Source organism: Halosolutus halophilus, assembly GCF_022869805.1.
Classification (GTDB): Archaea; Halobacteriota; Halobacteria; order Halobacteriales; family Natrialbaceae; genus Halosolutus; species Halosolutus halophilus.
The window spans coordinates 659811-683244 of sequence record NZ_CP094974.1; the positions used below are offsets into that span (position 1 = coordinate 659811).

General features: G+C 52.4%; 20 protein-coding genes and 1 pseudogene. 17 read left to right on the forward strand and 4 right to left on the reverse strand.

The window, feature by feature from the left end; genetic code table 11:
- Window positions 1–696: 696 nt before the first annotated feature.
- From MUG98_RS03315 to MUG98_RS03325, 3 genes are all read left to right on the forward strand, one after another.
- Window positions 697–1917, forward strand: coding sequence for a Cdc6/Cdc18 family protein (locus MUG98_RS03315; RefSeq protein WP_265112541.1), 1221 nt, complete (start codon window positions 697–699; stop codon window positions 1915–1917).
- Window positions 1918–2134: 217 nt separating this feature from the next.
- On the forward strand, window positions 2135–2404 hold the full coding sequence (locus MUG98_RS03320; protein ID WP_265110755.1) for a DUF8136 domain-containing protein: 270 nt from the start codon (window positions 2135–2137) through the stop codon (window positions 2402–2404).
- Window positions 2401–3027 carry a hypothetical protein gene (locus tag MUG98_RS03325; protein ID WP_265110756.1) on the forward strand — a complete coding sequence of 209 codons (627 nt, stop codon included), beginning with the start codon at window positions 2401–2403 and terminating at the stop codon, window positions 3025–3027. Before MUG98_RS03320 ends, MUG98_RS03325 begins: the two co-directional genes overlap by 4 nt.
- 90 nt (window positions 3028–3117) lie before the next feature.
- Here the strand turns inward: MUG98_RS03325 and MUG98_RS03330 are convergent, their stop codons facing one another.
- The gene (locus MUG98_RS03330) at window positions 3118–3327 is read right to left on the reverse strand and encodes a hypothetical protein (protein ID WP_265110757.1); all 210 of its coding nucleotides are present in this window, start codon (window positions 3325–3327) and stop codon (window positions 3118–3120) included.
- 179 nt (window positions 3328–3506) lie between these two features.
- Between MUG98_RS03330 and MUG98_RS03335 the strand changes: the two genes are divergently transcribed.
- Together MUG98_RS03335 and MUG98_RS25495 are read left to right on the forward strand one after the other, a co-directional pair.
- Window positions 3507–3731: a hypothetical protein gene (locus MUG98_RS03335; protein WP_265110758.1), complete on the forward strand. Its 225-nt coding sequence runs from the start codon at window positions 3507–3509 to the stop codon at window positions 3729–3731.
- A 315-nt stretch (window positions 3732–4046) separates the two neighbouring features.
- Window positions 4047–4442: a metal-dependent hydrolase gene (locus MUG98_RS25495; protein WP_425601077.1), complete on the forward strand. Its 396-nt coding sequence runs from the start codon at window positions 4047–4049 to the stop codon at window positions 4440–4442.
- 70 nt (window positions 4443–4512) lie between these two features.
- Here the strand turns inward: MUG98_RS25495 and MUG98_RS03340 are convergent, their stop codons facing one another.
- On the reverse strand, window positions 4513–4770 hold the full coding sequence (locus MUG98_RS03340) for a helix-turn-helix domain-containing protein (RefSeq protein ID WP_265110759.1): 258 nt from the start codon (window positions 4768–4770) through the stop codon (window positions 4513–4515).
- A gap of 309 nt (window positions 4771–5079) precedes the next feature.
- Here MUG98_RS03340 and MUG98_RS25630 point away from each other — a divergent pair, with 309 nt between their 5' ends.
- Window positions 5080–5484, forward strand: a complete 405-nt coding sequence (locus MUG98_RS25630; RefSeq protein ID WP_486606259.1) for a DUF8112 family protein — start codon at window positions 5080–5082, stop codon at window positions 5482–5484.
- Between the two features lie 783 nt (window positions 5485–6267).
- Window positions 6268–6555 (forward strand): transcriptional regulator, encoded by a 288-nt coding sequence (locus MUG98_RS03345; RefSeq protein ID WP_265110760.1) that lies wholly within the window; start codon window positions 6268–6270, stop codon window positions 6553–6555.
- A gap of 176 nt (window positions 6556–6731) precedes the next feature.
- Here the strand turns inward: MUG98_RS03345 and MUG98_RS03350 are convergent, their stop codons facing one another.
- A complete protein-coding gene (locus MUG98_RS03350; protein ID WP_265110761.1) occupies window positions 6732–7193 on the reverse strand; it encodes an NUDIX domain-containing protein in 462 nt (153 codons plus the stop codon).
- Window positions 7194–7303: 110 nt separating this feature from the next.
- Here MUG98_RS03350 and MUG98_RS03355 point away from each other — a divergent pair, with 110 nt between their 5' ends.
- From MUG98_RS03355 to MUG98_RS03400, 10 genes and pseudogenes are all read left to right on the forward strand, one after another.
- Complete coding sequence (locus tag MUG98_RS03355; RefSeq protein WP_265110762.1) at window positions 7304–8365, forward strand: GDP-mannose 4,6-dehydratase; 1062 nt, start codon at window positions 7304–7306, stop codon at window positions 8363–8365.
- Window positions 8362–9324, forward strand: a complete 963-nt coding sequence (locus MUG98_RS03360) for a GDP-L-fucose synthase family protein (RefSeq protein ID WP_265110763.1) — start codon at window positions 8362–8364, stop codon at window positions 9322–9324. Before MUG98_RS03355 ends, MUG98_RS03360 begins: the two co-directional genes overlap by 4 nt.
- Before the next feature lie 679 nt (window positions 9325–10003).
- Window positions 10004–10909, forward strand: a complete 906-nt coding sequence (locus tag MUG98_RS03365; RefSeq protein WP_265110764.1) for an alkaline phosphatase family protein — start codon at window positions 10004–10006, stop codon at window positions 10907–10909.
- A gap of 394 nt (window positions 10910–11303) precedes the next feature.
- A pseudogene (locus tag MUG98_RS03370) lies at window positions 11304–12156 on the forward strand (ISH6 family transposase); the annotation flags it as partial.
- Between the two features lie 96 nt (window positions 12157–12252).
- Window positions 12253–13752: a hypothetical protein gene (locus MUG98_RS03375; protein WP_265112571.1), complete on the forward strand. Its 1500-nt coding sequence runs from the start codon at window positions 12253–12255 to the stop codon at window positions 13750–13752.
- Window positions 13753–14757: 1005 nt separating this feature from the next.
- Window positions 14758–15921: a glycosyltransferase family 4 protein gene (locus MUG98_RS03380; protein ID WP_265110765.1), complete on the forward strand. Its 1164-nt coding sequence runs from the start codon at window positions 14758–14760 to the stop codon at window positions 15919–15921.
- An 18-nt stretch (window positions 15922–15939) separates the two neighbouring features.
- The gene (locus MUG98_RS03385; protein WP_265110766.1) at window positions 15940–17469 is read left to right on the forward strand and encodes an oligosaccharide flippase family protein; all 1530 of its coding nucleotides are present in this window, start codon (window positions 15940–15942) and stop codon (window positions 17467–17469) included.
- 1033 nt (window positions 17470–18502) lie between these two features.
- Window positions 18503–19732 carry a sulfatase-like hydrolase/transferase gene (locus tag MUG98_RS03390; RefSeq protein ID WP_265110767.1) on the forward strand — a complete coding sequence of 410 codons (1230 nt, stop codon included), beginning with the start codon at window positions 18503–18505 and terminating at the stop codon, window positions 19730–19732.
- Between the two features lie 60 nt (window positions 19733–19792).
- A complete protein-coding gene (locus tag MUG98_RS03395) occupies window positions 19793–20956 on the forward strand; it encodes a glycosyltransferase family 4 protein (protein ID WP_265112542.1) in 1164 nt (387 codons plus the stop codon).
- On the forward strand, window positions 20949–22196 hold the full coding sequence (locus tag MUG98_RS03400; protein ID WP_265110768.1) for a glycosyltransferase family 4 protein: 1248 nt from the start codon (window positions 20949–20951) through the stop codon (window positions 22194–22196). Before MUG98_RS03395 ends, MUG98_RS03400 begins: the two co-directional genes overlap by 8 nt.
- 98 nt (window positions 22197–22294) lie before the next feature.
- Here the strand turns inward: MUG98_RS03400 and MUG98_RS03405 are convergent, their stop codons facing one another.
- Complete coding sequence (locus MUG98_RS03405; protein ID WP_265110769.1) at window positions 22295–23317, reverse strand: glycosyltransferase family 2 protein; 1023 nt, start codon at window positions 23315–23317, stop codon at window positions 22295–22297.
- Window positions 23318–23434: the final 117 nt, after the last annotated feature.

Below are 23434 nucleotides of genomic sequence, written 5' to 3' on the forward strand. Positions count from 1 at the left end.
CATGCCGCCGTGGACGGTGGAATCGGTTCGTGTCGAAATTGACAGCAAAATACCGCTACTGGCGATAACTGACGAGTCAGAGCCGTTGATCGGACCATGATCCAGCTGGGTCCCGGCGATCGGCTGTCGAACTATGTTCTGGCTCCCCGTGGAGCGTCGATCGGGCTCCACTTCGCCCTATATTTAATATATAGATACAGTATTCGAAAGTGGTAGTTCAGATGGATGGGCTGGATACGCACTTGTATCCGTTCGCACGCTTTCGCGTCTCACATCACACGGCTACCTGACTGCTCCTGATGCCGATAAGGCGGGTGACTGTAACATGGACACCAAAAATTCCGACCAACTCGGTTTTTAAAGTATGTGAATATATCCACCGACCTCGCGGCGTAGGACGCTCGGCGACGGAACGGAGCCGACGGGTCAGAGCGCTCGCGTGAGGGGATCTTAGACTGGGTTCAGGCGTGCTTCTCCCGTGGGTCGCCGACGAGCGGGGCGGAGCAGGTGGCTACGGAGTTGTCGCTCGGTGGGGCGACCCCCGTTCGACGGAGGGCGGAGGAACCCGACTCGGCGTCACGACACCGCTACGGAGGTCACGCGCTGAGTACGCACGGCGTAACCGGGGCCAGTGTCCGACCACGTATGCGATACGTTCTTTGCTGGCACGCTACTACCGCTGGCAATCGCGATCGCATGAGCAAGTACGACGAGCTCTTCGCCGCGACGGCACCGGACGACAGCGTCTTCGTCGACAAGCGCGTGCTCGACCCGCTAGCCGATCCGGACGAGATCCACGCCCGCGAGGAGCAGGAACACGAGTTGGCGACGATGTTGAACGGCGTCCACGAGGACTACCTGCCGCCGACGGTCTCGATCTACGGGCCGCCGGGGACAGGCAAGACGCTGACGACGCGACGTGTCTGCGGGGAGTTCGTGGCCCGCCACGACGAACTCGCCGTCGAGTACGTCAACCTGAAGGAGTGCCGGACGCTCTTTTCGGCGGCCAACGAGATCCACTTCGAACTGACGGGCGACCGGAAGAAAGCCTACGCCGGCCTCGACGGCGTCTTCGCGGGCATCTGGGACGCCCTCGCCGACTACCCCGCGTGGACCGTCCTCCTGCTGGACGAGATCGACCACGTCCGCCACGATACGAACTACGATCCGAACGACTTCTTCTACCGGTTGCTCCGCGGCGAGGGGAAACTGGCTCGTGAAATCGATCTCTCGGTCTGGCTCCTGAGCAACGAGTTGCTCGAGGTCGACCTCCGCCTGGACAGCCGCGTCGAGAGCGCGATGAGCGACGAACACGTGTTCTTCCCGCCCTACGACGCTACTGATCTCGAGGCGGTGCTCGCGCCGCGCCTCGAGCGGGCGTTCCGCGACGGCGCGCTCCCGGCCGACGTCCAGCAGTACGGCATTCGGGAGGCCGCCCGGCGCTGGGGCGACGCCCGGAAGGCGCTCACCCTGTTCCGGCAGGCCGGCGAGACGGCCACCGAGCGCGGCCTCGACCGGGTGACCCGCGAGTGTATCGACGCGAACCTCGAGACGACCGAGCGCGAGGCCACGATCGAGAAACTGCTCGCCCTGCCGGCCAACCACTTCGTCGTCCTCACGGCCATCACGGGCCGGGATCGGGGCGGCGAGATCAAACAGCCCGTGACGACCCGCGAGATCCACGCCCTCCTGCAGACCGACGCCTACCCGGCCGCCCTGCGCCTCGGCGAGCGCACCATCCAGACGGTCGTCACGGATCTCGAGACGATGGGCCTCGTCGAGACGTGGCTCGAGTCCCGCGGGCGTGACGGCCGGGCGAAACAGATCGAGACGCCGTTCGACCCGCAGTGGGTCCGCGACGCGATCGCACCGTACGCCACGGACTCGTCGTATCTCGCCACGGCGTTCGATAGTTAAGTCGGGGAGTAAATCTCGATATAGTCGTATACTTCCTCCTTACCCCGATATATGCAGAGGTAGGCCATCCCCACGACCACGTTCACTTTGGGTCCCGGCAAATTAAAGAGGGTTTCTCCCGAACCTACACGTATGAGGTGCCGCCGGCCGTCAACGGTCGCCCCCTGTCGCCACGTGAGCCCATGCCGGTGGGTCGGCCGCAGCTCTCACATCATCTATGGAATCGACTAACTCTTCTCCCGAACGCACCGACCGCGAGGACGTCCTTGCGCTCCTCGCCGACACCATCGAGGCCACCCACACGCGGATCGCGGCCACCGAGGCCGAGACCGTCGAGGAACAGGAACTGCAGATCAAGTGGATCCGCGCGCTGGGCTACCTGGTCGGGCAGTACCGCCAACTCCTGAAAGACGAGGACCTCGACGAGATGGCCACGGAACTCGACCTCCTCCGCCGGGCGGCCGACCTCGACGAGCGAGCGCCATGACGAAGCGCCAAGTCGAATCCGGGCTCGAGGAGTTGCGCCCGCAGCTCGCGGACCTGCGTCACGCCGAGCGGCTCCAACTCGCGCTCGAGGCGGCCGCCGCCGACGAACCGGCGCAACTCGAGCGGCTGTTCGAGACCTGTCCGACCCGCAGCTCCCCCCGACTGGATCCCGCGTTCGAGCGCTGCTTCCGGCAGACCACCGTCGAGGCGATGCAGGCGCTGTACGACCTCCAGAGGGTGTGGCTTCGGTTTCGGGGGGTCCACCAACGCTGGTGCCAACAGCGCCTCTGGGTGCTGTTGACCGACGCGGAACCGCCCGAGCCCGTGCCGCTGCAGGTCAGCGAAGAGACGGTCGCCGACTGCTACGCGGACTGTGCGATCTACTACCGGGCGTACGACCGGCTCGCGACCGACGTGCTGGGCGTCGATCTAGAGACGTGGCTCGGGGCGTTCCATCCGCACGGGCCGCCGCTCGTTCGAACCTTGTCGGAGGACCTCGAGGCGTATCCCGGCTTCCGTGAGCGGGCGGAGGCCGCCCTGCGCGAGGCCACCGACGACGAGACAGCGCCACGCTCGATCGACGATCTCGCCGATAAAGTCTATGCCGAGCGGGCCGCGACCTGAACCGTGTCGTGAGGTGGCGCCCACCGGAGGACGAGGGCACGAACGCCCGGCTGGCGATCGGGCGGCGGCGGCACGTCCCAACGTGGCCCACTAGTGGGGCCAAACGGGCGGGTCTACGGCTCCGACGCCGGCCGGACGGATCCGGTCGTCCGGCTCGCGTTCGGCCGAACGCCGCGCGACCAGCTGGGCGTCCGCGACGCGTGCGACGAGGCCGAGGCCCCCATCGACGACGGCCGCGCCGGGTTCGCTGCCGGCGACCGGCCTGCGGGCCGCGTCTCCTGCGAGCACGACCCCGCTCACGTCGGCACACTCCGGCGGGCGGGTACGCCGCCGAAGAGGCGACGACGGCCCTCGACGCCGGGATCGCGGGGGTGCGCAAACACTTCGGGGCCGACGGCAACCTCGGGGTGACCCAACCGCCCGGCAAGCGCACGGCTCGTCGACCGTTCGTGGGGCTTCCTGACCCCGATCGGTCACGCTTGAGCCGGGCTCGGTCGCACTCGAGCGGGCCCGAGACCGAGGACTCGCCCGAGGAGGCGCCCGACGCCGACGAATCCGCGGTTGGTCTGCTGGTCTCTGCGCGCTGCCAGCACCTGATCCGGGAGTTCCTCGGTTACAAGGAAGCGCACGTCGGCAAAGCGGTCGCACAGGACCACGCGCTCGACGCGCTGCGCTACGCCTGTATGGGCGTCGCCGGGCGGTAAGCCGGGCCGACTGGTGCCCCCGTCCGGGCTTCACGGACGGGGCGCGCGCCGCCCACGCACGGGCTCGATCGGCGGCCGGCGGGCAGTACCGCGGCGGTAGCGGTCGCTCGCACGGCGCGACCAGACGCGATGTCCCGGGCTGTCTCGGGATTGAACCGCCCACTACGTCTCCTGGGAGTACGCCGTCGCGTCTCTGGGTAATGCGGGTGACGAGCGGTAGCACGAAGGGGCGACGCCGGTGGGCTGGGCCATTCTCGTCGTCCTATTCGCCTCACCGTTCCCGGATCTGCTCGACAAGCCGCAAACTGGCAGGTGGTGCTCCTCCCGAGCGGCCGTGCGCTCACTCATTCGCTGGTCGTCGCGGTTCCGTTCTCGGGCGTCGTCCTCGCGATCGCGCGACGGTACGGGAAGCCCACGTTAGGCGTCGCGTTCGCAATCGGCTACCTTTCACATCTGGCGACCGATGCTGTCGCACGCTCTCCGGGTGGCTCGACGAGTGTCGAGAGTGTGTTCTGGCCGATCGTCGGCTCCGACTCGTCGACCGACCCGCCGCGAGCGACGGGGGGCGGCCGCCGAGACGGGAACCAGTCTGTTCGGCACCGCCCGCGCGCTGGCCACGGGCGACCCGACGCGCGCGGTGGCCGGCCGCCCCGGGGTCGTCGCGCTGGTGGGCGTCGGCTGGCTCGCCGTGGGTCGCTTGGGCGTCCATAGATGTCTGGACGTAGTTTGACTATTAGTAGCAGCCAGTCGGTGGTTGGTGAATGAGTTCCAGTATAAAGTATCAGTTTTCTCTTGGGTCGTTGACAAAGCGATAAAGTCCACGATTTACTTTTTCGATCCAGCCTGCGTCGATAAGTCCTTGCAGTGCCCGATTGATGTATTGACGTCGCGTATCAAGTTCTTCTTCGAGGCGTTTCGGATTTGCATAACCCCATGGTATTCCCTCTTCCCGCCCTTCTTTTAGCACGTCAAGGATAGCTTCTTGTCGGTCGTTGGGTTCGAAATTCTCATTCACCATCTTAGCGCTGGCTACTCTCATGCAACACTAAACATTTCGGTGGTAGTTCAGCTCTTCATTACAAACACTGTTACAAAATAAGTTACAATGTAACTACTAAGTGGGTCGATGTACTATGTCGAAACGAGAAGCCGGGAATTCCAAGTAAAACTGGACGGTGCTGGGACACCGCCCGCGCTTCTCGAGGCTGAGAAGCAATGGGAGATACAATTCGAAGCGGTGAAATACGTATTGTTCGCCAATCATGCGGAAACGACGGGTGTCACGACCCAACCGGCCATGGTCACTCCCGTCCCGCGTGCTTCGCGACACACTATGCAGGTGATTATGATGTCCAATGACGAGTTCTGTCGATCGCTCACCGAACTGGCGACTGCGCTCGGGAACGGACCGGCAGTGATCGCGACACCGGAACAGGTTTTGACGGGGCACCCAGTCGGCCCTCGCGCGGATGCCGCTTTCTGTATCGGCTGTGGCACGCCACTACACGAGACCGATATCGCGTTCGCGTACGCGTACCGCTGTGCCGAGTCCGCGGAATGGACCGTCTCGCGCCTGTACTGCCACGGCTGTGTACCGGACTCGATAACATCGCCAACGCTCGGAGCGACAGAGGTCCTCGTCGGTGGGCGCCTTGGGACGATTACGCTACCCACGGTTCGCCGATATCGACTGTGTCTAACCGAACTCGCGCTTCAATCGTTTAGCCCGGCGACCGAGGGGTGTCCACCATGAACGAGCTGCTATCAGGGGGCGATTTTACCTGCGGAATAACTTACTCGAAAAATGAGTGTTGAGTGTCCACAGTGTAACCGTAGCTTCGATTCACACCGAGCAAAATCGGTTCACGCATCACAGGTTCACAACGGCCGAATGCCATCAATTCATTGTGATCCTTACGGCCACAGAGAACTCACTACAAAACACAAAGGAGAACGGTTTCGCGTTCAGCTTCATCGGTTGCATGCTACACTGCTTGTAGACGATGTTTCGGAACTCGCCAGTAAGGAAGTACACCATCTCAACGGCTGCCCATTCGATAATCGACTGGAAAATTACGAACTTATTGACATAGATGAGCATCGGGCGAAATCGCGGAAGGTCTATCGAAATCTCTCAGGATTCAAACTACTTTGTCGAGCATGTGGGAACGCAACGCAGGTAAACACTAATAGATGCGTTAACTTCTGTCCGACGTGTGCTTCGTCACTGGATGAGGTTGAGATAGTACGCTCAGAGTCGATTGATTGGAGAATACCACATTAATATATCCGAGACATTCTCTATCGATAACAGACCGCCAGTAGGAGGTGAGTGCGATTGAATCGACAAACTCGCCAACCACCTGATCGACTACGACGTATAATATTCAGATACAATAGGGGCAAGATAAAGTTACATTTAGCCCGCCGAGGGGTATTTGCCGTGAGTTCAAACTTCTAATTGAGTGGTTTCTGGTCCTGTGTAGTTAATCACCGAACAGTCGACCACCGGGATATGTGAGCCCATGTATCGTGGATGAACGAGGCAGACGACGCGATTTTGGAGTACTTGCAGGAATTGGAGACAGACACGGGCCACCGGGTTTCGCTCCCGCCGACTGCCGTGTGGTACAATCTGGTCGAGGAACTCGGTGTCTTGGAGCGGAGCCAGAATACAATCTCTCGTCGCATGAACGTGCTCTCGGACGCCGGGTTGCTCGAGAAAACCAACGAGAAACGCGGCTACTACAGAATTACCGATACGGGACTTGCCTATCTAAATGGTGAACTGGTTGCAAGCGACCTCGAACGGCCTAAAGAGTAATCGATCGACATTCTATATATAAGAACAACCAGAAAGGCCTAACGTTCTCGAGGGCTGTGACTCGAGGTCGTCGCTCCTTTCAGTCTCATCCAGGGGTTTTACCGAACAGTGACAAGAATCAAGGTTGTTCCAAATATTGGCCTTCGAGTATCTCGACTGAGAGGCTGTTGGGTCAGTCAGAGAAGGTTTGAGTCCTTCAGATATAATTTCACGTATTCGTGTAGATCATCCTCGATTTCAGAAATCCATTGTATCTCACTATGTTGTTGATCGAGAGAAATTGACGGAGAATCATCAATCGGGCTCACATGATAGACAACGTTGACGGTATGTCTACTAGGGTTGTTCTCCTCTGCACTAGTGTCCCAGAAGTGAGCGTATACTCCAATCTGATCTAAGATGTTCACATCGATACCGAGTTCTTCGGTTGCGATCCGATGAGCGGCGTCCTCAAAGCGTTCTCCCTTGTATAATCGTCCTCCCGGCCAAAACCATTCGCCCTGTACCGGTTTATTTGTCCGCTTTGCTAGGAGAATCTCGCCATCGTTTTCGACGACGGTTTCGACACAGACTTCAGGCATTTGAGTGATGAATTCTGAGAAAAGCTCGTCCGGAATCCGATCATTGTGAACTTCCATATGGCCAGTTGGATCTGGACTAGCAAAATGGCTTTTGGTGTTGTGACACTATAAACGATGAATCTAGTGATAGTAAGGTAGAAGTGGGGGTCATCTAAATCAGACATATAATGGATATCGACTCCAAAGTTGCTGGCCGACCGGTTTTTGTTACTGGTGCAGATGGATTCGTTGGCTCGCACCTCGTCGACCGGCTCGTCGATGCAGGTGCAGACGTCCACGTCTTCGTCCGGGCGACGTCTAGCGGCGAACTGAACAACATCGTTCACCAATCGGAAGAGGTCACCGTCCATCGGGGTGACCTCCGGGACAGCCATTCCGTTCGAGAGGCCCTCTCGGACTTTCAGGATTACAGTGATTCGCTCATCTTCCATCTCGCCGCTCAGGCTCACGTCGGCGAATCCTGGGACCGACCCTATGAAACCATCGAGACGAACGTCACTGGAACACTGAATCTCTTGCAGGCTGTTGTCGATCTTGATCTTGACGTTACGAAGATCGACACTGCCGGTACCAGCGAGGAGTACGGGAACATCAAGAAAGAAATGGAGGACAAGCACAACTTCGAAGAGGACGGCCGCGTCATTCTGGACGAACGGTCGCCTGTGAACCCGACGAGCATTTACGCCACCTCCAAACTGGCGTCAGACTTCCTGACGATGAACTTCCACGACGGGTACGGATTGCCGACCGTCACGACCCGAATGTTCAACAACTACGGTCCTCGCCAGAACCCGCGCTATATCACCGGGACGATCATCACCCAAGCACTTGAGAGGGATGTTGTCGAACTCGGTAACCTGCAGCCGAAGCGTGACATGTGTTACGTGAGCGACGGCGTCCGAGGTCACCTGCACGTAGCGCTTGAGGGGTCCCCCGGCGAACAGTATGTCTATGGGTACGGCGAGAACATCTCCATGCGGGACTGGACCGAGCTCATTCTCGAGGTAGGGAGCAAGTACAATTACTGGGACAGGCCCGAAATCGTCCAACGGGAGGACCGTTACCGTCCCGGCGATAGCGACGTCGAAGAACTGCTTGTCGGATACGAGAAACTCAACGAAGAGACGGGTTGGGAACCGGAAGTCGATTGGCGGCAGGGCGTCCGACAAACAATCGACTGGTACGCGACGAACCGCGAACAGTGGTACGGGAGGGTCGACTGGCGATGAGCTACGATTACTGGGATGGGAAAACCGTCATGGTAACCGGCGGTTCCGGGTTCCTTGGCAGCCATCTCGTCGAGGAACTCGAATCACGCTCCGATAACGTAGAGGTGTTCATCCCTCGTAGCGAAGACTACGATCTTCGCGAACGGAGTAATATTAGACGGGCGTTCCAGAAGTCCGGTGCCGATGTCGTCCTTCACCTCGCCGCAACTGTCGGTGGGATCGGTGCGAATCGCAAGAACCCAGGACGGTACTTCTACGATAACGCCATCATGGGTATCGAACTGATGGAGATGGCCAGACAGTTCGACGTCGAGAAGTTCACCATTCTCGGGACCATTTGCGCGTATCCCGAGGACACACCCGTACCGTTCAACGAAGAGGATCTCTTCGAAGGGTATCCCGAACCGACCAACGCACCGTACGGGATCGCAAAAAAGGCTCTTCTCACCCAGTCGAAGGCGTACCGCAAGCAGTATGATTTCAATAGCATTTACCTCATGCCAGTTAATCTCTACGGGCCGCGGGACGACTTCGACCTCGAGACGTCGCATGTGATCCCCGCGATCATTCGTAAGTGCGTCGAAGCGCGCGAACGTGGCGACGACTCGATCACTGCCTGGGGTACTGGAGAACCGACCCGAGAATTCCTTTACGTCGAAGATGCAGCTAAGGGAATTCTCGACGCAACGGAACGCTACGACAGAAGTGAGCCGGTTAATCTCGGAAGCGGTGACGAGATTAGTATCCGCGACCTCGTCAAGATGATCGCAGATGTGACGAACTTCGAGGGAGATATCGAGTGGGACACGTCGAAGCCCGACGGCCAAATGCGACGTCGGCTAGACGTTTCTCGAGCCAAAGAGTACTTCAGCTGGGTAGCGGATACTGACTTCAAAGATGGATTGCGGGAAACAGTCGAATGGTACGAAGCTAACTGCAATGAAATCATTGATCAATAACCCCGCGAGGATCTGGTAAATCGATAGACAGTTCCGATTTGATCCGTCACAACTAGGGGGTTGGAGCGGAAGACGGTGGAGGGTTCATGTTCAAAATTTCCCGCTTGACTGGTAAGGTCGTGACGTTGGCTAGAAGTGGTGGTACCTGAGGTGAATCCGCCGCTGACAGCGACTGACCGGTGCCGAAACACACCGTCACTATTGTTCCGAAGGTCGTCTGGGCATTGCATCTACAGATTTAGCGCCTATTGGACGAGATTGTGAGTATCTCGATGTGATTAACTGAAATTGACAGTTTGAGGTGCGGACAAACGTTTCAACTCGCGATACTGTTGACACTGGGGCTGCAGCACAGAACGAGACGGCCGAATTGCGCTCAATTACGACGACAATGGTACGTGATTTTGCAACATCGGGGATCAACAGGCTGCCGAAATCTCAGATAGTGGGTTAGATATTCATGAGAGCATGTGGTGATATCTGGAGACTACCGACACGAGCACCGAAGATTGGTAGATACGTACGGTTCAGGCGCTCAAATATGTCATTGGGTAAAACCGAGACAACCAGCACCTGAATTAACGACCGGATTGGTGGCACGACAACCAACACGCGGACGCAGAGATTTAGTGGCGATTGATGGAAACACATATACAGATATAGATTTCTATGTCATCCAATGAGTAATACTCTGACAATATTGGGAATTGACGCGGCCGACTACGCGTTATGTCATGAGTGGGGATGTTCGAATCTGTTGCTCGATCGCGATCAGAAGCTCGAATCATTTGCACATTCGACTGATGTCCCAGCGACATTGGAGGTCTGGCCGTCGATCGCAACAGGTCAGCGGCCGACAGAACACGGCGTCCTTTTGAACGCAGAAGATCGGGACACGGGGAGTTCGTTGTACCGTCTTGCTGTGAGTGCGAATAAAGCACTCCCAGACCTGCTCAGCGATCGGATTCGGGCACTAAAGGAACAACAGGTTGGAACATCGTTCCCACAAACTTCCGCCCAAACGATCTTTACCGAAACTGGTGGAACTGCCTACAACTGGCCGGGTGTAACGCCATGTCACGACTGGGATCGTGAAGGTGAGTGGTTCCAATCAGTTATTGAAGGCGATCTTCCCGAACAAGAGTTTTATCGACGTCAGCTCGGCGATGCTGGAAAAGGAGTTGGATGGCTGGCTGCACAGGCCCAAGCAGATGTCCCCGTCGCTGGCGCTCATATCCATATTCTGGATCATATGGGTCATCTCTACGGCGAACGCCCAGAGAAACTTCGACAATCCTACGACGCTGTAGATGAGTTGGTAGGATGGCTTCAAGAACGAGTAGACTCGCTCATAATTATTTCTGACCACGGAATGCAATCAACGGCTGTTGATAGTGATGATGATCCAGGGGTCCATTCCTGGCGGGCAATGGTGGCAGCCACCGACGACATCGAGACGCTTCCAGATGGAGTTCTTGATGTCTACGAATGGCTATTGATGCAGATCAACGACGAAGAAGTTGACGAGACGACAACGACAGTAGATGCGCCAATGGAGCATCTCAAGGATTTGGGATACTTGTAGACGTTCTAAGTAATACTGTATCAGTCAGTGACAGGATGTCGGCAGCCGAGATTAACGATGCTATCGAGGCAAATTTACAAGTCGGAAGGGGAAATGTTGTATTCGACCCAGCACGTACACAACTGAGTCAGAACCAATTGACCTATCGAAATCTTACCGCCCCACTTTGAAGCAGATAGAAATGTGACAATCGCGATCAGCGACAGCCTGCACGACAACGTTATCGCTAACGTCTCCGACCAGTCAAACGGATTATTTCGGCGCGGAGAGCATTGAAGTGGTCGGAAACTAACAAAGCGACAGAAGTAATGAGGTGTCGTCGAACCAGGCCGGGATCAGAGTACAACATACAGTCAATATGAGAACAGATTCACGCCTTTGAATGGGAACACTCTCAAATACGACGGTCTACCGCCGAGTCCGTGAATACGGCTGCAAGTCGGTGACTTCGTTCGTGATCGGCTTCCTGGAACGAACGCAGACACTGTCGTTCCTGACGGAACGAAGTGTCATAGCCAGCAGGATCACTGCTCCTACCATGATGTTAACGTCACCCTTGGGCAAACGGCCGAGGGTGACGACACAGAAACTACACTCTTAGACGTCCACGTCAACGGATCCTGGGAGGAAACAGCAGAAGCCCTCGAAGAGACTGAGGCGGTCACTGACGACGCCACGGTCGTCAGTGACGCCGAAAAAGCGCTCGTCGATGCGTTCGAAAGTGGAGACCAATCTCACCAGCTCGATCTCGTTCGCGTCGGTCGAACGCTCAGGTACAAGCTCTGGAAAGACGATGCGTTTCCGCTCGGAGAGCAGAAAGCGATCGTCTCTGGTGTTACGGATGATCTGTTCCATCTGAAAAACTCTGTCGCACTCCATGCACCGAGGAATGAGCGTTTGGTCGATCCGCTCGCGGATCGCCAAACGCTCGAAAATCTCGGGAAGGAAGCCTGTAGGTTAGAGCGTCAAGACTCCCCGAAAGCTACGGCGTACCTCCGGGAATGGGTAGAAGCAACCGTGACGTTCGCGGAACTCGCGCTTGACCAACAGCAGGTTCCGTGGACGTCAAACGTGGTCGAACGAGCCATGGGTGAAGTTTCGAAGCGGTGTAAGAATCAATGGATGCGGTGGTCTGAAGCGGGGTTAGAGTCGCTTTTCTGGTTGAATCTGGTGCAGTATGCCGATCCCGAGCAGCCAAAACAGCCATCACAATGGAGGTGTCAGTCGACGCTACCAGAGGCGAACTCTCTAGACGAGTTTGGGACGGGACCAATAACTTTACCGCCACTACCAGCCGATCTAATAGGCAAAATATATTGCGCAAGAATCTAATGGACCGTTTTGTGAAACAATCGAGACAGTGGAAAGTTGCGACAATCGCTGCTGCGATTGGACTGGCCGCTGTAGCGGTCCTCTGGCAAACATCAATCGAACCAGGGTTCTTTGTCCGAAACTTCGCTGCTGCACTCTGGGGTGACCTTCAGAGCGGTACACTCACGATTAACATCTTGTCGAACGTCCCCGGGATGAAACCATGGCTGGCGATACTCTCTACCGTCACAGGAATCCCGCTCGATCAGATCCATAACCTGCCGTTCGGGGCAGCCATGCGCGCCGTCCTTTATTTTTCGATTGTCATGCATCTAACAGACAGGGCTGATATCGCATCCATGATGGGTTTGTTGACGCTTGTTTACCCGTGGGGCGGCTGGGGATTCAACTCAATTTATGTCCACTCTTTGGGGGGGTTCGTGTTCCTCTCGTTAGTTCTTCTTATGTTGATTATGGCAGACAGTCGCAATCGACCTGCCTATTCGATGGCTGGTATCTTGCTAATTACCGCGCTATTCTTCTTCGATTACACGGCAAGCGTTTGGGCAGGAGTCATGCTCGTCGTTCTGGCCGCGATCGCGTATTACCGGCGGGAGTTACGGTTTGGGAGTCTGCTGATCCTCTCAATCTGTGCGGCCGTCCTCTATTCGCTAAAGCGGACAATCACCCCGTTCATCAGGTTATGGCAGGATACCGGCCCGCTGGGCGTTCTATTTGGAACCTCTAAGTCACCTACCTCTCATGAGTATCCTCACATGGCCGAGTCAGTTGGATTGGGACTGTCAAAAATCATTTATTTGCTTATCGGGCTGGCATGCCTTGGCTACGTGTCCTCGATCGGCTATCATCTATACCGGCGACGAGATATCCGGCGCACCCTTGCAGATATCTCCGGGCGAGAGTACGTTATCGGAGCGGCATTGATTGGTGGCGTCGTTGGAACCGGTCTCTACACTCTCATGGATCGATTCACACAATTTTTCATCTTTCTGATGGCACCGATAGTCGGTCTCGTTGCCATTTGGTATCTACCCCGATATCTTCCCCTTCCGGCAGTCCGAGAGCATCGGTCCGTCATTGCGCTAGTGTTCGTCGTCGCGCTCACAGGATTTGTTGGTATCGAGTTCGTATACCAAATGCAAACTGGCGATATTGACCGCAACTCACAGATGGATGGCGAGCCGATTGGAACATGGCTCGGCACTCATGGCGACGGAGATGAGGTCCAGACGGATTTGATGACAGCTGGACGACTCCGAATGTCCGAGGAGAAGCATGACATGGCGATTGAGTGGCAGTGGTACGACAACGAGAGTTACGCGACCGTTGTCGAGGGTGGGGACCCACCGCCTGACTACACGATTGTTGACCTCGAGTCAGAGGCCGGTGTGCGGGCGATCGGCGGGTCGTGGCTACGGTTCGAGTCACTCGGACACTATGAGAGGGAGATCAACAACAATCCAAACATGAACCGTGTTTACCACGACGGGACTTATGCAACGTACACATAGCCAATCGGTACTGAGGACCAGATCTAACGCCTAAATCACCTCGCAGGCAGTGTAACTATTAATTCTTTTGGCGATATAATAATTATTATTTCTGAATGTTAATATGAAGACTATCAATTTAAGCAGAACGCTCTGAACCAGCACGAGTTCGAACAGATAATCCAAAGAACACATAGATCGGACGACTATTACTCACTGCAGGCGCGGTTCGTACTCTATCTTGCGGGCCGGCTAGGGATCCGAAAGAGAAAGATCACGCACCTCATCGAGTGATGGGTTGGTTTCGATCGGAAAATAATCTGCATTCCGGCCTACAAACGGTATATCAAGGGACGGAATTCGATGAGGGCCCGTAGACACTGCCGACAAAGCACGATACAATGGGAAAGCCAAACAAAGACATGACGGGAAAAGACGCCAAGAGACTGTCTTATATTCTGGAAATCGAGTCCGCTATCTGAGACATTCCGTTCGGTTTTCATCACCGAGTCTCGCTAGTTATCAAAGAGTTTTTCAAGGAATACGACGCGTGGCTGATGGGCGCACACACAATCACGCGGCGAGTCAAGAAGGCAGCCGAAAAGTCTGATTTCGTCTGTCGAGTGTATCCCACGCACTTTGTGCCACAACAGCAAGCCATCACACCGGACGCGGGTTAGACGTGACAGAACTTCTTGGCTGGGCGCAAGTTACAACCACGCATCGATATGTGAAAATGAACGGAACCAACACCGCTAGAGCATTCCACGAGATCCACTGACGATAAAAAGAGAGGCGGACACACGGATAAGTTTTGGGACGAGCATGACAAAAATGACTACACTTGCCCGTGTTGTGATCAAGACGCGAGCGAGGTCGGCCGCTTCAAGGTGTATCACAAAGACAGGAACCTGTAGCCGATAAGTCAATGAAGCTTTACCTTTCGATCCTTGTCTGAAGACGACCATGATGATAAAGAGAGGTCTTAAATAGTTAAAGCAGATTATCTTGGATAGATTGACAACGATGTCTGCTAAGTCTATCGTACTCGTTGTCATTGTTGACGAGTTAGATGAAAATAATGCAGTGTATAGTGCAGTGCAAAATTTTATTGATGTATATGAGGACGAAGTAGATCGAATAGCCATCATCGGACCAAGTAGTATTGATATTGATCGACGTATAGTAGACCCTGTGCCTGTTAAGTGGCCATCAGCGTCGCACACGCTTTTTTCGGCTTTGAATTTTGTCAGATATCAAATACGTATCGCAAAAAATCTTCGACAGGAAAAAGAACAATCTGAGCTAGTCTTTTTTCATATTGGTGGTACTCTGCTTCTCCTACCAATGGTCACGAATCGCCTCTCGAAATTTCGATCACTGGTTTTCATTACTGGATCAACGGAGAAAGGGATCTATGCACGCCACGGTCAAGGGCTATTATCAAAAATTGCAGCCAAGAGTATCAAAACTGTCGAGTCTTGTACCTGCCTTCTTGCGGACAGGGTAATACTCCTCTCTGAAAGTATGAAACCACCATCAATCTCGTGGCCAATTTCATCAAATAAAATAGTTGCTAATTTTAATTTTATAAACACTAAAGTATTTAAAAAACAAACCCCTATAGAAGACCGTACAGCTGATATTATATTTGTCGGCCGTCTTGAACATGTGAAAGGTGTGGAAAATATCGTCCACGCACTCCCCGGCCTCGTTGATCAACATCCAAACCTCCAAGTCATGTTTATTGGATCAGGTGAACAACAGGATGAACTTGAAGACTTTGTCAAACGACACGGCCTTAATAACCATGTGACATTCACTGGTTGGGTTGATCGAGAAAATCTACCGGAATATATGGATAATGCTCAAACGCTACTCATGCCTTCTCTTTCTGAAGGAGTACCGAAAACTCTCCTTGAAGCGATGTCTTGTGGAACAATTCCTATCGCGTCTCGAGTCGGTGGGATCCCTGATATCGTTGATGATGAAAAAAACGGATTCTTATTACAGAATACAAATCCGGAGACGATTAAGCGCACAGTTTCATCTGTTCTTAACCGTGACGATCTTGAGACTATTAGCAATAATGCCAGCCAATATATTGAAAGACATCATTCTTATACCAGTGTTCGCGAACAGTACCGTGAAATATTAAATGTAGAGGATTCTAACGGTACCAAATCTTAGAGTTGGTTAGAATAAACTATGGGTCAAAACATTACACAAAAATTCATTTCTATATTTGGTTCTAAAGTAGTAATACTCTTTTTAACTGTTATCACTACACCCATAATTGTTCGTCTTCTCGATAGTGATGGGTACGGGGATTATTCATTTATTCTTTCAGCAGTCCAAGTACTATTTATTCTCATAACTGCTGGCTCTTTCAATGGAATTAGAAAGTATATTGCTGAAGATCGACCAATAGATGGATGGGCTGGTTCTGTCTATAGGTTCTACACAAAAGTTATTTTTGGAATTACAATACCAACTATTATAATTATAGTTGGATTTGCTCGATCTGATATCATTGTCTCAGTATTGGGTAAAGAGTTCTCCCCCTATTTCTATATTATAGCTCTTCTACTTCCGATGAGAGCTATTTTTAGAACTAGCCGAAGTGCGTTAATGGGTTTAAATCTTGAACATTACTCAGAATCACTTAAAGTACTTGATAGAGTCATATTCACTATATTTATAGTTACTTTCTTTCATTTCGGTGGGGATGTTGAAGCTATTTTAATAGGCCGGACGACCGCATATACGATCGTCGGACTATCTGCTTTTATAATATTCGCACACTATGTTGGTTTTTCAACAATAAGGCATATACCGACATCATTACCAAAGAAGAAATTACTGTCATATAGTGCTTATTCATCTATTCTTACATTTTTAATGGTGTCTCTTTACAATCTAGATATCATTTTGCTTCGAATAATGGTTGGAAGCACTGAAACAGGATATTACAGGGCGGCGCTTGTTGTAGCGGAGTTTCTCTGGTTCGTACCTCTCGCAGTACAAGCTACGTTGGTACACTCTACATCACGATTGTGGGTAGAAGAGAAGTTCAATCAACTCACTGTAATCGCAACTCAAGTGACACGATACACACTTTTATTCTTAGTCTTGCTTGTTTTAGGAGTTATGGGGCTGGCCCGACCCCTTTTAACAACTTATTTCGGGCCAGAATTTGAGGCTGCTACTATTCCACTATTGCTCTTACTTCCAGGTGTTCTTGGTTTTGCACTTATTCGACCGATACTTGCGATCAGTCAAGGACAAGAAAATCTACGTGTTTTAATTCTATCAACATCAGCGGCAGCCCTCCTAAATTTCGTGCTAAATATATCACTAATTCCGCTATATGGAATGAATGGAGCTGCAATTGCAACAAGTATTTCCTATGGATCAATGTTTTTCGCCCACGTTTGGAGCGCACGTTTCTTAGGTTTTGATCCACTTGCAGATATCCGCTTTGAACGAATTGTACTAACCGGTTTGATTGCTGGAATTCCAATTATTATTCTACCGATGTATATAAATTCAGATATACTCGCATTGATTATCATTCCAGTGATGGGGTTCACCCTGTATTCTGTACTTGCGCTTAAATTTGGTGCAATTGACCTAAGCGAGATCCTGCACTTAATTCGGTCTAGTCCAGTTCCGATGAAGAAACTAACAAAACTAGTCCCAGAAAAATACGGGTCTGTATTTAGGAGTTTGGAATGAAATTTAAAAATTACTTCGCTCTATCAAATAATTATTTTTAATTATAGGTGAACTCTGGGTGAGGGTAATGTCGAAGGGTTATATCCGAGTCTTGGGGGCCTGCCGCCCCTAAAGCCCTCGATTGATCAATTCGCGGACCTCTGTGACAGACTCGAAGTTGATCAACCGTGGACAACTCAAGAGATCCATGCACTTATCGAAGACAAATCGGCGTGACATATAATCCAGTACACTTGAACCGAAAGTTCTGGGCGGCTAGAATGCGTTACACGAAGTCTCAGCTGATGGTACTACACTGCTCAGCTGAGTTGATGCGAAGAGATTCTCGTCGATAACCTGAACCGGGTGCTCGGCGCGAGTCTCTTCTGCATCGGCGGGTCGTCGTGGATTCATCGGCCGCTGTTTGGCGTAGTTCATTCCTGTCTCTCGGAATTTACGATTCAAATGGGCCGACTGGTACGTGACGTTATAGCACTCTTCGATAAGCGCGTGAATCTGCTTGGGAGTTCATGACTGGCCCTATTCAAGAATGGCACAGAGTTCGTCCCACTGTTGTGGGGCGAACTTCGGCGGCCGGCAGCCGCCGAAGCGCGGACGGAAGCCCTTGACTTCACCCTCATTCCATGCGTGTGTCCAGCGACGCGTCGTGGATCAGGAAATCCCGACGCGTCGACCCGCTTGCTCGCGGGTATCGTCTTGAAAAAGGTTCTTGATGAAACACAGCCGACGGACGAGACGGGTCTCGCCCGCCTTCTGGGCCGCTTTAATTGCTTGATCGAGTTCCTCCTCGGATAGATACCGCACTAATAAACCACGCTGACTGTTGTTCATCGATGGAGATACGCTTCTAGGGAGTCAACATTTCGTAAATCATTCATCTGGCGGAGGTCTTCTATAGAGACATTCTCCAACGTCGCCACATCGTTCCTTGTGTGTTGACATCTATGAAATTTCAACAGTCAGTGTCAAACTGGCATAATTAGGTACTGCTGAGTATCGAAGGGTTTGTTATAGATGACTTGATAGAACCGGTATGGAACACAACTCTAGTATCATAGAGAAAATAGAGGGTATAAATGTAGATAATGTCTTTATTTATGTAAGTGATGCGTTACGGTGGGATTATCTCCCAGATCAAGTCAGCGATCAAGGTATAGCAATTAAATCAATAAGCGCTTCTACGCATAGTCCATCGTCATTTGCATCCATATTATCGGGTCAGCACCTACCGAACCATGGCGTAGAGTCATTTAGGCATCAACTGTCCCCATCGACGTCTACCCTTCTAGATATACCTGAATACCATTCGTTATTCCTCAACTCTATATTTGAGTTCAGCGAGAGAAAACACAGTACCTCAACCGATCCAATCTATTCAGTTCTCAATATTGATGCTCCAAACGTTGATCACCCCTTTGAGGACCTCCAAGAGCCCTTTTGTGTTGTAGAAAGAGGCCCCGGCGGCCATGCACCGTATGGTGAGTTCGATGGGACTGCCACTGAATATTTCCGAGAAAAAAGCACGAAGGACATTAAGACGATTCGAGACGATTATGCGAGGAGTGTCGAAAAGGATGCTGAATTATTCCTTAGCCGTGTTGAGAGACTCCAGGAAATGGGTCTCAGTGATGATACACTCGTAATATTTACTTCTGACCATGGTGAACTACTGGGTGAAGGTGGCGAGTTAGGTCATAGTTCCCCAATGCGATCAGAGCTCGTCTATGTACCGACTGTATTTATTCACTCGAACCTACCCGCAACTCGTGTTGATGATGTAACTCTTCACCACGTTGATCTTTTATCGACTATTATCGATGTCTTGGACATAGAACCTGAATTTTCAATGCCTAGTGACGGGAAATCGTTGGTGGAAGGCCTCCCGAAAAGTCCGAGACCGTCTTTCTACAAGAATACTTTCCTTCCAGATTGGCTCCCATCGGTTTCCGGAGCCCTAGAGTATGAGGGAGTATGGGACACGTCAGGAGGACATGTATCCGTGAAAAGCCCTAAACATGATCGATTGTTGGTTCTTGGTGGTAAAAGTCTGAGAAGTTCGAGAAGAAAGTTCATCATGCGGAATTTTAGGCGTGCAGTCAATGCATACTCCAAAAGTGGATTAGTTTCGTATGAAGATCCAAAATTCCCATCTCATGAGGCCGAGTCACTTCTAAAGGATGCTGTTAACACTGAGGTGGATGAACGTAAAATAACCCTCTCGGATGATGCTGAACAGCACTTACGTGATCTTGGGTACAAATAGAAAATGTATGAATCATAGTTATCATAATCACCGAAAGATGTTCTATCGAACTAACACATGATGCGTGTATTGAACAGTCTCGTTGAGCCTCGTATTGGAGGACCTCATTTACGGTCCTTAGCAGTCGCGAAGCAATTACGTGAGTATGATGTTGAAACTGTGTTTCTACTTCCTGCCGGAAGTGATGAGTTTGAGGAATTAGCTACTGAGGCGGGGTTTGATGTTGTTCGACCTTCATTACCTCGTCTCCACCCGCCAAAAGATGTCGTTAAGAATTTGAAATATATGATGAAATATCTACCTGCAACTAAGCGAATTTGTGACGTCATAGAAGAATACAATATTGACATCATGTATGCAAGTATGACGCTAAATTTTCAGGCCGTTGTAGCCGCATATCGTAGTTCGACACCGATTGCTTGGTTCTTTAACGACACGAGTACTCCCTGGCCACTTACCGAAATCACCGCACAGATGGCCGGATTCATGGCGGATGAGATCGCCGTTGCAGCGGATGCGGTACATGATTATTACTTTTCCAACGATGTTACTTCCCGGACGATATATCCTCCTGTAGACACAGAAGAGTTCAACCCAGATAAAATAGACCAGGACAGCGTGAGTCTAAGAGAAGAGTTGGACATCGATGAGTCAACTCCAATTATCGGAACAGTCGGTAATATCAACCCAGTAAAAGGTCATAAATACCTGTTACGGTCACTTCCCGACGTAATCAATAAGATTGGTCAAGTTGCCGTTCCTATCGTCGGGAAAATACTTGACACGAGAGAAGAGTATATTACTGAGCTTAAACGCCTTCGATCGGATCTCGGATTAGAAGACAATGTATATTTCGTCGGACAGAGGTCCGATATACCGCGAATTATGGCAGACTTCGATATATTTGTGCTCCCGTCAGTTAGAGAAGCATGTCCAATGGCGGTACTCGAAGCCATGGCCATGCAAAAGCCCGTCGTCGCGACGAGGGTCGGTGGCACAGCGGAACAGATCGTGGATGGGGAACATGGCTGGTTAGTTCCGGCACGAAGCCCTAGTGTTCTTTCGAATGCACTGACGGAGGCACTGACCAACCCAGAAAAATCCTGGCAACGGGCCACCGCAGCTCGCAGTCGCGTCCAAGAAAAGTTTTCGCTCAACCAGTGTGTTGAGTCGCATTATAAGATGTTCAAGGAACTAAACAACACCCAAAGCAAATATGACTGATTCCGAGAAGGAAATTATCGTTCTCTCTGAACGATTTCACCCAGATACGACGTCCGCTTCTGGACAATACATGACTGATATCTCTATCGGACTGCAAAAGCGTGGACTCGATGTAACTGTCCTCACACGTGCGATAAACGGAGATGGGAGCGAATCAACTCGAGAGGGCATTGAAAACACAAATATAGATATCAAACGGGTTCCGATCTCAGGTGTAGATCGTGATCATTTCATAAAGCGATTGTACAATTGGTTCACCTATCTAGCAATCGTTCTTCCACTGCTATTAGTGAGTAGCTCCAACAAAGAGCGTGAGATCGTATTTGTATCTTATCCCACAATAATGCCCCCTTTCGTCTGGGCCGTTTGTAAACTGCGTGGATGGGACTACATGTATATTGTCCACGACTATCATCCAGAGGCTGCTATTGAGTTAGGATATATTAAGCGAAATGGGATTATCCATCGAATTTGGGAGCGAGTGAACCAGTATCTGTTGATCGATGCAACCCACATTGTGGCTCTCGGTCCGAAGATGAAGGATGAAATAATCAATAGCGTCGATAGGAAATACGAGAGAAAATTCGACCCCGAAAAAGTATCTGTCATACATAACTGGGCAGATGGCGAGTTTATCGAACCAAAAGAGAAGGAGAACAATTGGTTTAGTAAGGAGCATGGCTTGGTGAATAAATTCAGTCTCGTATATTCAGGTAATATAGGGGAATTTCACGATTTAGAGACGGTTATACGTGCAGTGGCGAAAATAGACCAAGACGATACACACCTTATGGTTATCGGAGAAGGTGATAATAAAGGTAACATTATAGAATTAGCAAAACGAACTGAGGTTTTAGGAGAGAAAGTAAGTGTATTACCCTATCAGCCCTGGGAAGACGTTCCTTACTCTATAACTGCCGGCGACGTCTCTATCGTGGCTGTAAACCCAGAATTCAAGGGCTTATGCGTCTCCAGCAAATTGTATTCTGCTCTCGCCTCGGGGCAGCCAGTTCTCGTAATCGCGGACGAACATGATGATGAATCGCAGATCATATCTCGATATAATGCTGGAATCCAAGTCTCGCCAGGAGATCCTCAGGCAGCGATTGACGCGATCAATCAATGGAAAAATAACCCAGAATTGGTAAGAGAGCACGGTGAAAATGCCAGAGAAGCGTTTGAGAACCATTTCACGCAGGAAAATTCGATAGATAAGTACTACAAATTACTGTCAGAATAGGTGTTTATGGCAGTCAAAGCACTCGCTGACGTTTGAGACTCAGTTCGAAGTAGCAGAAGGTAGCTTTTGACCCCAGCGCAATTTGAGAAACCTTCCAATTATCGGATCCAAGCAGTCAAAATTGTTCGAGTAATACCGAGAGCATACTTTATCTGGGGCTTCTTCGTCTCGCCAGCCTGTCGCTCTTCGATCGTGATCGGGATTTCCTGCATCCGAAGGCCGTTCTTTCGCGCCTCGATGATCAACTCGGGGGCACTGAATCGCTCTTCGGTCAGTTGCATCTCTTCGAGCCCGGTCGCCCGAATCGCGCGGAAGCCGTTCGTACAGTCCGTAATCGTGGACTTCGTCAGCACGTTGATCAGCCACGTAAAGACCTGGATCCCGCTTTCGCGGACGAGACTGTTGCCGGAGTGGTCTTCCCCTTTGTACCGCGAGCCCATCACGTAGTCCGCCTCGTCGTCGATCACGGGCGAGACCAACCGCTCGAGTTCGTCCGCGGGATGCTGGCCATCGCCGTCCATCGTCACGACGATCGACGCGCCCCGATCGAGTGCGATCTGGAAGCCGGTTTTCAACGCCCCACCCTGGCCCTGATTGACGGGATGTTCGACGACGGCGGTGCCGTTGTACTTGGCGTTCTCGGCGGTGTCGTCGGCGGAGCCATCCGAGACGACCACCGGTTGGACGGCGTAGCCCCGGATGGTCTCCGGCAACGATTGGACGACCGACCGGATCGTCGCCCCCTCGTTGTAGGCCGGAATGACGACGAAGATCGTGCGCTCCCCACCATCTGTTTCTGCGACTTGGTCGGCGGAGAGGTTGCGCACGAGGTCGCCAAACCGGGCGTTCGCCTCGCGAAGCGCCGCGAGGAGATAGAGCACGACCGCGAGCGTCGCCAAATGGGCCAGCAGCGACAGCAATACGAACCGCTGTTCGATATTCAGCGCATCGCCAACAACGTCGTACACGCCCGGGAGGACGACGAAGAGCAGAATCCCCCCGGCGAGTACCCCCGCGATCAGGAGATCGGATTTTACGAATCGGGACCGGTAGCGCTCGAACCCCCAGACGAGGATTCCGATGGCGATCCCACCAAGCACCAGATCGAGGACGCCTACCATTCTAGTCTCACCCCCCGTGATCGGTAATCGCGACTAATCACACCAATTGGCTGGTATTACCTAATCGATATAATTCTATCGGCCCGCCCGCGAAAAGTCACCTGTTCCACGCCACCC